Raw genomic sequence first — 11,649 nt, 5'->3', positions numbered from 1 at the left:
GAGAATCATGCTGCCAAGTATAACTGAAATGCTGGTCCCGATCTTATTTGGATCTGCGATTGCCGGAATCGGCCTGCTGATCGGCATTAAACACCGAAAATGGGCAGCTGCCGCTGAAATCCTGCTGGCTGCTGCTTCAATCGGCTGGCTGATCTATAAAAATGGATTTCTGGATAGCCTTTTGCTGATTTCCCTTCTTTCCAGTGCCTACTTCTCCCTTTTTCTGGCCGGATTCGGCTATAGAAAGTACCGGGAGCTGAAAGAGGAGCTGGGCAGGATTGAGGCTGAAGAATGGATGGTCAGCCGGAATGCAGCAAGAATCTGGACTGATGTTCTGATCAGCCTGGCCGTCTTTCTGGGAGCCATATTATTTCTTAAATATGGTCCTGAGGCCAGTCCGCTAAAGGTGTTTCTCCTTTTCGGACTCATAGCTGCCGCGGCAGAACTGGGAAAACGTGTAATTGTCTTTATTACATTAAGAATCTATTTTTCTGAAGAAAAAAATATGATATTCATTGTTTCCAAGCTCGATTGCCGGGAGCTGCCTCTTTATGCTTTGAAGGAATACAGTGAAGAAGAAGCGGCAGATATTCTGAGGCTTCACCCCCTGCTGACTGTTTTTACTTCAAACAGCGATTTTACAACGAGCCTGGGGCAAGTTCAGCGTATAGGGGCAGCAAATGAGGCGATCTACCTCAATTTAGCCGATACAGTCAGACTGAAAGAAATCATCAGACGCTGTCCAGAGTGTCAAACAGGTAAAGAAGCTGCAGCTGTTCTGCCTCTTTATCACTGGAAAAACCTGAAGCGGCTGGCGGGAAAGCTTTATTATGCAGTCACAGTAAAAGGAATCTCCGCATACACATCCATCATTCTAATACTCTACTTCTTAGAGGTGAACTCCTGGGTCATAGCAGCCTTTGCTTCCTTGTATTGGCTCATCAATTTGTATCTGTCTGACAGAGTTTTAAAAGCAGCTATGGATGCAAAGGAAATTGAAGATGCGGAAATTAGACAGATGGCTGAGAGAATTTTTACTAAGGCAGGAATAGCGGGAGTAAAGGTTTATGAAACTGACTCTCCGCAATATAATGGCCTTGCCACTGGCATGAATATCGGGCGCGGGATGGTAACAGTGACAACAGCTACCTTGGCTTTGCCTCTTTCAAGCATAGAAAGCATTCTTGCCCATGAAGCTATACATGTCAAAAAGAGGGATGTCCTATGGTCACAAATCTGGAGGATCGCCTACTTTTGCCTGCTGGGATTATCCATATTGCTTCTTTTAGATAAGGTTCCTGATATTACTGATTATCCAATTCCTGTTTTTATTGGCGTCTGGCTTCTTATGATGTTTCTGCCTATCTATCAATCTTTTATTTCTCAATGGATGGAAGTAAGAGCAGACCAGCTGGGGGCACAGCTTCTTGAGGGTGGCTATAGTCAGATGGCTGAGGGGCTTGCAGACCTGGCAGAAAGGCAGGACCAGGAAGTTAATCAGTCAGCCGAATACCGTGCGGCCAAAGATGAAAAAAGGAGAGTCATCTCCTCGCTTGAACGCGACAAGCTCATCTGGCGCCTCATTGAATTCCAGTTCATGCCCCATCCGCCGATGTATTGGCGTGTGCAAACCTTGAGAAACAGCACTTCACCTGAAGGAATGATCAGGAGATGGGCCGCTGACAGGATGAGGGAATCTTTTACAAGGTAATGGTTGAATGACCTGTGCTTTCCCGATGGAAAGTCGCAGGTCATTTTTTCTCTGTAGAGGAATTTATAAATTGTAAGTCTTGTGGATAAATATCAATTCTTGATCAACGTCCAGCAGCTGCGCCGAGGTCACAAGCCAAACCTCGCAAAAAGGCAAAGAACGCCTTTCCGGGAGGTTCGTCTTGAGGCCCCCATGAAGCTGGTCATGCAGACGTTGCCACAGGACGTGGCGTTCTTAGTCTGCGTTCCTTAAGGGTGATCAAGGCGCTTGCGCTTTTGTTCCTGGCTAAACAACTGCCCGGACGATATATCTGGAATGAGTGGCGGCAAGTCCTCCGGCTTCGGCATGCTGATTAAAAATCCTGGTAATATCAGGTTCATATTTTTCCTCAACGAATGCTGTGATTGAAGGCAGCTGCCCAAAACAGGCAAGTCTGATGACGTCCTGCGGTGATTTGAGATATTCAATACTGGTAACCTCTTCAATTGTTGCATGAGTAAAATTGGATTCCTCTACGCGATTCTCCAGCCCTTTTAGAATGGGAGTGCCTGAGTTTTCTTCAAATAGCAGCGGAAACAAGCCAGGCAATTCCCGGCCCTGACTGTCGCCAGGGTGAAGGCCCCGGATATGCCCGCCCTCTTTCACAGCTCTCTTTAAGAGAGGATAAGCGGATGTGGGTCCTTTTCTTATATAGGCGAAATCAAATTCCTTATTTGCATACGGCAGGCCGCTTTTTGTATTTGCAACGATAAAAGTTGCATTATTCTTCCGCTGCCGATTTCCTTCTATAATGAACGGCTCTGCTGCATCAATCCCCACTATTTCCTTGGCAGCTGAGGCGCAGTGTATGGTAAACAGGCCTTCCCCGCACCCAACGTCAAGGACTTTTTGGTTGACCGCCAATTCTTCAGTTTCGTAGTCAAAAATGGATTCTCCATTCGGCTCAGCAATGAATGATTCCCAAGGGTACACATATTTCCCTTCCAGTCTGCCGAGCTGTTCATACCAATCTAATGAATGTGGTGTCACCCAGCCTGGGATGGAAGTGATTTTCGTCAATTTATCTCCTCCTTTTTTGGTCGCTAACTATGTCTTCTCCATCGGTTTATCGTTTTCCTGTTATGTGGAAAAATAGAGAAGTATACAGTTGATATACCTAAGCCGAGTGCCTGTGCCGGGAAACGAATGATTAGGGGAGTTTGATGTATGGAACATTATGTGCTGCTGGAGCCGCTATTTCGCAGTAAAGGCAGTATAGTGGACCCAGCTGGGTGACTGGAACCACTATTTCGTTTGAAAAGAAAAATAGCGGTCCCAGGCGGAGTAACTGGAACCACTATTTGGTGTAAAAAGAAAAATAGCAGTCCCAGCCGGAGAAGCTGGAACCACTATTTCGTGCGAAAAGAAAAATAGCGGTCCCAGCCGGAGAAGCTGGAACCACTATTTTGTACGAAAAGAAAAATAGCGGTCCCAGGCGGAGTGACGGGAACCATTATTTCATGCGGAAAGAGAAATAGCGGTCCCAGCCGGAGAAGCTGGAACCATTATTCCGTGCGAAAAGAAAAATAGTGGTCCCAGCCGAGTGACTGGAACCACTATTTCGTTTGAAAAGAAAAATAGCGGTCCCAGGCGGAGTAACTGGAACCACTATTTGGTTTAAAAGAAAAATAGTGGTCCCAGCTGGAGAAGCTGGAACCACTATTTCGTGCGAAAAGAAAAATAGCGGTCCCAGCCGGAGAAGCTGGAACCACTATTTCATGCGAAAAGAAAAATAGCGGTCCCAGCCGGAGAAGCTGGAACCACTATTTTGTACGAAAAGAAAAATAGCGGTTCCAGGCGGAGTAACTGGAACCACTATTTCATGCGAAAAGAAAAATAGCGGTCCCAGCAGAACATCTAATTCCAATAATAGCGAAAAGCCAATTTATTGCAGAGATGGATAGCCGGAATCTTTCTTTAATAATAGTCAGCGCAACAGCCAGCTTTCTCCTAATTAATATTACCTTTAATTATGCTGCTCCACTGACGGCTTTTTCTTTTTCCATGCTTTCACCGCAAGTTTTCTAGTATACAATAGTGGAAGCAAGATCCAATATTAAGAAAATCTTAAGATATTTATAAAAGGAATATTAAGATTTGCTCTTTATGATAGATACATAAGCAGCTGCTAAGAAGGTAGGAATAGGGGAATGGAAAATTATAATGTTCTTGTTGTAGATGATGAAAAGGAGATCCGCGACGCAATTGAGATTTATTTAAAAAATGAAGGAATTACAGTCCTTAAGGCTGGCGATGGCATTGAAGCGCTCGAGATGCTCAATGAACACCAGGTCCACCTGATTGTCCTGGATGTCATGATGCCGAATCTGGACGGCATTTCTGCCACCTATAAAATCAGGGAAAAAAAGAATATCCCGATCATCATCCTGAGCGCGAAAAGCGAAGATACCGATAAAATCCTGGGGCTTCAGGTAGGCGCTGATGATTATGTGACCAAGCCCTTCAACCCTATGGAACTGGTCGCAAGGGTCAAGTCACAGCTGAGAAGATATGTGTCATTCGGGACGTTTGAAGGCATCAGAAAAGTCGTAGATCTAAACGGGCTGACGCTTGAAAAGGAAACAAAGGAGGTCAAGGTCAATGGCGAGCCCGTCAAGCTCACACCGATTGAATATAAAATAGTAGAGCTGCTGATGCTCAATGCCGGCCGGGTATTTTCTATCCAGGAAATCTATGAACTGGTCTGGAAGGAGCCTGGCTATAACGCAGAAAATACGGTTGCCGTACATATAAGGAAAATACGTGAAAAAATTGAAATCGATGCAAAAAATCCAAGATATTTAAAGGTGGTTTGGGGTGTTGGATACAAGATGGAAAGGTAGGCTGATGATTGGAGTATGGGCACTTTTGTTCACCATTTTCATTAATGGGGTGCTTTCAGCTTTTCTTTTAACAAGCAATTATTCTCATCGTGATTATTTTCATACAAACAGTTTCCAATATTCCATAGATGAAGCTGCCGGTTATTTAAGTATGTTGGAGCTGTATGATATTACATTGGAAGAAGCGAAAGAGGAAATAACAGTATCTGCTGCCGACATTGAAGAGCATCGGACAAGATATGGGTCCCTCCCTTCTCAGATAGCAAATATCAAGTCACAGTATGAAGGGGTCATCCAGGGTGCCGTGGATGCTGGCAATGAAGAAGCCGAAGAAGCTTTCGTCAATGAACGGGATGGAAAAATAGCTGATATCACCAAGAACTTTCAAAGTGATGACCATGTGAGGCCTAAGGTAGTCAAGGAAAAGGAAGATAAGCTTGAAGCACTATTTAAACAGAGAGAACAGTATCGGGAAGATTATCAAAGGGTCAAGAGAAACTTACTATATTATTTTAAAAACGACCGAACTGGAAAGGTTTATACAAATATTCATTTAAAGAGCGGTGAAACAGCAGAAGAGTATTTTCGCGGAGATAAGGTTCAGTACGCAACTAATTATTACATTGGATCAGATTTATTCTTCTACAGTTTGCCCCGTGATACCACTATAATTGACCCCCTTCTGAATTCGATGGGTGATTATGAAGGGAAAATTGCTGTTGCCGCCCAAATAGGCCCTTCCAATCCTTTTTTTTATGATAACCAGGCATATAAAAGAGATCAGATGGTGCTGGCTATCCTTTCAGCATCAGGATTGGCAGCTTTCCTTCTGTGGGTTTTAATCTCACGCAGGTCAATGGCTTTGAACACGGTAATGACAAGATGGGAGCCATATTATAACAAGCTGCCGATTGACTCCAGAATCCTTTTTCTTCTGCTTTCTGCAATAGGAGCCATGACTTGTATGTCAGTTATTATGGATACGACCATGAATATGGTAAATGTTCCTTATGACAGGCTGGAATTAATTATATTTATTCCTGCTGCCACTGCTTTATGGGGACTTGTGATTGTGCAGTGGAAATATCTTTATGCAGTCCTTAAGAACGGGAAGCGGACCAGGGATGATTGGCAGAATAGCTTGTTGTATGAGGGAAGCGTCCTATTAAAGAAGATATACGCAACATCTAATCGGGCAGTGGAAGATGCTTTCATCAATAGAAGCACAGGCACCAAAATGTTCATCATGTTCATCCTTGTTTTTGGCATGGGAGCCCTCTCCCTCATCATTCTTATAGATCCAATATTTATCATTGTATATCTTATCATTCTCTTTAGTCTGGGCACGCGGATTGCAATAAGCCTTGTAAAAAAGATCGGCTATTTTAACCGCATCGTCCAATATACGGAGAAATTGTCGTCGGGAAATCTGGGTCCGGATCTCGAGGTTTCCGGAAAATCTGTTTTGTCTGACCTGGCTGCTAATGTCAATCTTTTGAAGGAAGCGGTAAGATCTTCCCAGAGCCAGGAAGCCAAGAGTGAGCGTCTGAAAACGGAGCTGATTACAAATGTGAGCCACGATCTTCGGACTCCTTTGACTTCGATTATCACTTATACGGAGCTTTTAAAGCAGGAGGGCATTGATCCGGATGAAAGGGAGGCATACCTGGAAATCATAGACCGCAAGTCGCAAAGGCTGAAGGTCCTGATCGAGGATTTGTTTGAAGTAAGCAAGATGGCAAGCGGAAATATAGAGCTTGCCAAAACGAAAGCAGATCTTGTCCAGCTTCTTCAGCAGTCCCTCGGAGAGTATGATGAAATGATCCAGGGATCAAGCCTGAATTTCCGTGTAACAAAACCTGAAAAGCCGCTGGCTGCTATGGTTGATGGACAGAAAATCTGGCGGGTATTTGATAATCTGATCGGCAATATCCTGAAATATTCACTGGAAAACAGCCGTGTGTATATCTCTATCCGGGAGACGGGCCGAAAAGCGGAAATCACTTTCAAGAATGTTTCAAAATATGAGCTTAATGATAATGCTGAAGAGCTGTCCGAGAGATTCAAACGGGGTGACGAATCCCGCCATACCGATGGATCCGGCCTGGGGCTGGCCATCGCCAAATCGATCATTGATTTACACGAAGGAGAGCTTGAAATCGAGACAGATGGCGATCTCTTCAAAGTAATTCTTATATTGCCGGTGGAGGAGTAAGGGAGTGGAAAAATGACTGGAGCAGAAATAGCAAATTCATATGAAACTCATAAAAAAAGGCTCTTCCATATCAGCTATTCTATTACAAGAGACTCTTATTTAGCCGAAGATGCCGTACAGGAAACATTTATTAAGGCACTCAATAAGGCACACACCATAATTGACAAGGAGAAGCTTGGAGCATGGCTGAATGTTACTGCAGCCAGAACAGCAATCGACTTTGTACGCAGAGAACGGAAGAAAAGCTGCCAGCCTATGGAATTAGAGGCAATCGAAGCGCTGGGAAGTGTTAAGAGTGAAGCGGTGGAGAGCATGGTGGAGGCACAGCTGATGGAGGCGCAGATCAATCGGGCTATTAATACTCTGGGGGATGGCTACAGAGATATCCTTCACCTCAAAGCTAGCAAGGGGCTGAAGGAAAAAGAGATTGCAGAGGTGCTTAACCTGAAGCCATGCACTGTAAAAACAAGATTGTACAGGGCGAGGAAAAGATTGAAGCCTCTTTTTATCGGATTAGCAAATACGTAGAATATAAAGACAAAAGGAGCTAAACATGAGCTCCTTTTGTCTTTATATTGATAGAGAAATCTTCACGTTTTTTAAAGGGAGTTCTGTACTTTACATAGAATAGGTTACAGAAAAGAAATGGCTGTCATCAAAGAGCAAAAACTGACAGGAGACCAGAACGAACAGCTGCTACTATAAAAGCAGGGAGTGAGCGATATGGGATGGGCTGAGGGGCTGCAGAAAGCAATTGATTATATGGAGGACCACCTCCTGGAAGAGATTTCAGTGGAGGAAATTGCCTTGCGGGCAAATGCTTCTTCCTTCCATTTTCAGCGGACATTCTCTGTGCTGACTGATATGTCTATTGGAGAATATTTGCGGAAGAGGAGGCTGACGCTTGCAGCGCAGGAGCTTATAGCATCAGATGAAAAGGTCATCGATATCGCCCTGAAATATGGCTACGAAACTCCTGAGGCATTTGCGAAGGCCTTTCGCCGCCAGCATGGGTTGACACCAACAGAGGCGCGTAAAAAGGCCGGACAGCTTAATGCCTATAATCGCCTGGTCATACAGGTAACCTTGAAGGGAGCGGAACCAATGAAGTATAAAATCATTGAAAAAGAAAGCTTTACAGCGGCAGGAATCAGAAAGGAATTTTCCATGGAGAACGGAGAGAATTTCAAAGGCATTCCACAGATGTGGAAGCAGGTGCATGAAGATGGCATCAATGAAACCCTTTTCACGCTCAATGAACATGTTCTTGGAATTTGTGTCGATAAAAGGGATGAAACCGGAGAGCCAAAGATGGACTATTGGATTGCGGCTGAATGCAAAGGCGAGAAGCCGGAAGGATTAGAAGAGCTGATTCTTCCTGCCTCCAAATGGGCTGTTTTCGAGGTGCATGGGAAGATGCCTGATGCTATGCAGAGTACCTGGAAACAAATCTTCTCAGAGTGGTTCCCATCCAACCCGTACGAGCATGCGGGGACACCTGAGCTTGAGGTCTACAATGACGATGATCCCTACAGCCCGGACTGCTATTCTGAGATTTGGATACCGGTAAAATAACAGATAAAGTGAAAGAGCGGCATATAGCTGCTCTTTTTTTGAAAATAAGGGTGTTTAGACTGTCTTGAGTCAGGTTATGGAATATTAGGCTTCGGGAAGCCAGTGGTTTGTGATAAATCCTATTTTTTTATTGGGATTTTTTTATGTTCAGCTGGCTTTTTAATTAATTCGGCGGGTAATTTGATCAATTCAAAAAATAATTCAATCATTTCACAGGATATTCTACCGTTTCAGCAGATATTCTACCATTTCAAAAGATATTCTACCAACTCGCAATTCAGCCAGCCGCCCATCCTACCAAACCTGCCGTCCTGGCCGCCCATCAAGCCCGAAACAGACACCAAACTAAAAAAGGAATGATCATATGCTCTTTTGGCTCAGCATGATTTTTGCAATCGGTTTTGCGCTCATCCATTTTTCCTCAAAATATATGAATTTTATCAAGGAAACCCCAAGGAGCAGGATTCTTTCCGTAGCCGGCGGCATCGCTGTTGCTTATGTGTTCCTGCACCTGCTTCCAGAATTGAATGGCTATCAGGAGAGCTTGGAGGATTCGATCGGGACGGATGCAGGAAAATATATTGAGAATCATATTTACCTGATTGCCATGATTGGACTGGCGATATTTTATGGCCTTGAACGGATTGTGAAGGTTTCCAAAAAGAAGAAGAAAGACAAGACGGAAAACCTGACTTCTGCCGGCGTGTTCTGGATTCATATCGGATCTTTTTTTATTTATAACAGCATCATCGGTTATCTCCTCATACGCGAGGAATATGAAAGCCCGTGGGGAATGTTTTTTTATTTTATAGCTCTAAGCATCCATTTCATCACCAATGACAGAGGACTCAGGCGGGATCACCGTGAAGTTTATGACAAATACGGCCGCATACTTCTGACTGCAGCAATTTTGCTCGGCTGGGTGATCGGAGCGGTTATGGAAGTTCATGACCTTATCATTTCAATCCTTGTCGCTTTCCTGGCTGGAGGCGTGGTGCTGAATGTGCTGAAGGAGGAGCTGCCGGAAGAGCGGGAAAGCAGCTTTGCGGCATTCTGCATCGGTCTTGCTGGCTATTCAGTCCTTCTCATGGTCATTTAATAACACACCGATTTGTTTCTAAAAGCCGGCTCAGGGGAAGAATAGAGTAATCAATAAGAAAAAAGGGGGCCAGCTGATGGATAGCATTAAAAATACCAATCTTGCCGGACGTGCCATAGATAGTATTGAAGGGGCAGCCGGAAAGTTCCCTGGCCGCAAAAGGGCACATGCACGGGGAATCTCCTATGAAGGAACTTTTAAGCCAAACGGTCAAGCCGCCTATTTGACGTCTGCCCCTCATCTGCAAGGTGGCGAGGTGCCGGCTATCATCCGTTTTTCCAACAGCTCGACCAATCCTGGACACAGTGATGCGCTGACTCCGCCTAAGGGAATGGCAGTTCAATTCCAGCTGCCAGATGGAGACGTTACAAATCTTGTATGTACGACCGTGCCGCTGTTTTTTGCGAGGACACCCGAATCTTTCACCCAAATTATTGAGCTGTTTGCCTCTATACGCAAGGGAAAGCCTGACCTTAAATCATTGGCAGGCATAGCTAAGGCCTTTCCTGAAAGCAAAGCGTTCATTGAGCTGATCCAGGAGGTGAGGCTGCCTGCAAGCTATGCAGCTGCTCTTTATTATTCTATCCATGCCTTTTACCTTACCACCAGGGAGGGAGGACGGCAGGCAGTTAAATTCATCTGGGAGCCGGAAGAAGGCGTCAGCATGTACACTAAAAAAGAAGCGGCCGGCCATCTTGCGGAAACATATCTCGGAACAGAGCTGGATGAGAGGCTGGCAAAGGGCTCGGTCCGTTTTACATTGTCAGTGCAGCTTGGGGAAAAAGACGATCCGACAGACGACCCGACAGTGCTATGGCCGGGAGACAGGCAGAAGCTTGCAATTGGAGAACTGACAATCACACATAAGAACGAAGAACCAAATGAAATGATTTTTGATCCGACCATTCTGCCTGAAGGAATTGAATGCAGCGATGACCCTATTCTCCACTTCCGGCATGAAGCCTACCATGAATCGAGAAAGAGGCGTGAAAGCGAGAAGGAGGAAGGGCTCTAAGCTGGCTGCTCTAACCCGCAGCTATTCTTACATATTCCATTTTCTTAAGCATATGTTTAATGAAAAAGGAAACGGTGACCGCTTTGAAAAAACTGCAATTCGGAATCCCGGAAATTTTTGAGGAGAGCGCTCCAGGTTCACTGCAATTGCTGTATGGTGATATTAAGCATGTATTAAAGGTGCCCATTGTCAATTTTATCTTCCGGGCGCTGGCGCATTATGAAAAATTCCTCTATACAGGGTGGCAGCAGGTGCGGCCCAGCATGCTAACCATTCATGCAGAAAGGGCAGCAGCAAGTTTGAGAGAACCCGGCCTTTCTTTTGTGCCTGAACGATACGACTGGGAAAGGATTATGGGGATGGAGCGTCTGAAGAGAGTTGAAAGCATTGTTTTTACTTTCAACTATGTTAATCCAAAGCTTCTTCTGATTGCATTGGCCTGGCAGGAAAGCTTGGGGTACAGGCCGATAAAGGGCGGGACTTTGTCCGGCGGACTGTTGGAGCCGGGGATTTTACCAGGGCTGCCATCCATTCGGCTGATTGATTTTCCGGAAGCTGACAGAAGACAAAAGGATATACTCTGGGATATCATGACTGCGAAGCACAGCTATGATACCGCCAGCGATTATCGTGCACTTGTTTTATACCCGGAATTTCTGCAGCCGGTCTGGTACGGGATGAAAGAGTATGTATCTTCTGAAGAGTTTTCACTGAGGTCCAGGAGTATAAAGGAGCAAGCCAGGCAGCTGGTTCATACCAGCTTTCCTTACCCTGTTGCCATCACGCCAGAGGAGCTGGCAGCCATGTACTCACAGAAGGATGCTGCCGGAATAATGGCAGTGATTGCCCTTTTTTCTGATTTTCTCGCAGATCTTATCGTAGAAGGTGAGTGCATCCGCCGTTTTTTGTATCCGCCGTCAAAATCCAGTTGATATTACTGTTTCTCTATGCTACATTATATGGAAATCAGAGGTGATCCTTATGCAGCCGGATAGAAGCAGTTGTCCATTTTCACAAAACCATCATCATAAAAACTAGCCTTGCTATCGATTTTTAAAAATCGCAAATAGGAAGGCTATTAATCATGAACCGCATTATTTTAAGTATCCACTTAAAAGAGTGCGGTTTTTTTGTAATTTTAAAAGGGTGAGG

At 44.8% G+C, this 11,649-nt stretch carries 9 protein-coding genes; 8 read left to right on the top strand and 1 reads right to left on the bottom strand.

Going from position 1 to position 11,649, the window contains the following annotated elements; all coding sequences use genetic code 11:
- Nucleotides 1–7: 7 nt before the first annotated feature.
- Nucleotides 8–1,711 carry a M56 family metallopeptidase gene (locus tag ACQCVH_RS15540; protein ID WP_426836562.1) on the top strand — a complete coding sequence of 568 codons (1,704 nt, stop codon included), beginning with the start codon at nucleotides 8–10 and terminating at the stop codon, nucleotides 1,709–1,711.
- Nucleotides 1,712–1,996: 285 nt separating this feature from the next.
- On the opposite strand, the gene ACQCVH_RS15535 is transcribed toward ACQCVH_RS15540, so the two are convergent.
- A complete protein-coding gene (locus tag ACQCVH_RS15535; protein WP_426836561.1) occupies nucleotides 1,997–2,770 on the bottom strand; it encodes a class I SAM-dependent methyltransferase in 774 nt (257 codons plus the stop codon).
- Nucleotides 2,771–3,900: 1,130 nt separating this feature from the next.
- Between ACQCVH_RS15535 and ACQCVH_RS15530 the strand changes: the two genes are divergently transcribed.
- The 7 genes from ACQCVH_RS15530 to ACQCVH_RS15500 all read left to right on the top strand — a co-directional run bounded on the left by ACQCVH_RS15530 (nucleotide 3,901) and on the right by ACQCVH_RS15500 (nucleotide 11,429).
- Nucleotides 3,901–4,593 (top strand): response regulator transcription factor, encoded by a 693-nt coding sequence (locus tag ACQCVH_RS15530; protein ID WP_009793320.1) that lies wholly within the window; start codon nucleotides 3,901–3,903, stop codon nucleotides 4,591–4,593.
- Nucleotides 4,571–6,808 (top strand): sensor histidine kinase, encoded by a 2,238-nt coding sequence (locus tag ACQCVH_RS15525; protein ID WP_426836560.1) that lies wholly within the window; start codon nucleotides 4,571–4,573, stop codon nucleotides 6,806–6,808. Before ACQCVH_RS15530 ends, ACQCVH_RS15525 begins: the two co-directional genes overlap by 23 nt.
- Before the next feature lie 12 nt (nucleotides 6,809–6,820).
- Nucleotides 6,821–7,336, top strand: coding sequence for an RNA polymerase sigma factor (locus ACQCVH_RS15520; protein WP_426836559.1), 516 nt, complete (start codon nucleotides 6,821–6,823; stop codon nucleotides 7,334–7,336).
- A 195-nt stretch (nucleotides 7,337–7,531) separates the two neighbouring features.
- Nucleotides 7,532–8,383, top strand: a complete 852-nt coding sequence (locus tag ACQCVH_RS15515) for a GyrI-like domain-containing protein (RefSeq protein ID WP_426836558.1) — start codon at nucleotides 7,532–7,534, stop codon at nucleotides 8,381–8,383.
- 364 nt (nucleotides 8,384–8,747) lie between these two features.
- Entirely contained in the window at nucleotides 8,748–9,482 is a 735-nt protein-coding gene (locus ACQCVH_RS15510; RefSeq protein ID WP_426836557.1) for a hypothetical protein, read from the top strand.
- Nucleotides 9,483–9,558: 76 nt separating this feature from the next.
- Nucleotides 9,559–10,497: a catalase family peroxidase gene (locus ACQCVH_RS15505; protein WP_426836556.1), complete on the top strand. Its 939-nt coding sequence runs from the start codon at nucleotides 9,559–9,561 to the stop codon at nucleotides 10,495–10,497.
- Between the two features lie 59 nt (nucleotides 10,498–10,556).
- A complete protein-coding gene (locus ACQCVH_RS15500; protein WP_426836555.1) occupies nucleotides 10,557–11,429 on the top strand; it encodes a halocarboxylic acid dehydrogenase DehI family protein in 873 nt (290 codons plus the stop codon).
- Nucleotides 11,430–11,649 lie beyond the last annotated feature (220 nt).

The organism is Bacillus infantis (assembly GCF_050107595.1).
Classification (GTDB): domain Bacteria; phylum Bacillota; class Bacilli; order Bacillales; family Cytobacillaceae; genus Bacillus_AB; species Bacillus_AB infantis_C.
The sequence above is the reverse complement of the archived record's forward strand: the minus strand, read 5'-3'. Positions and strand labels throughout refer to the sequence as shown.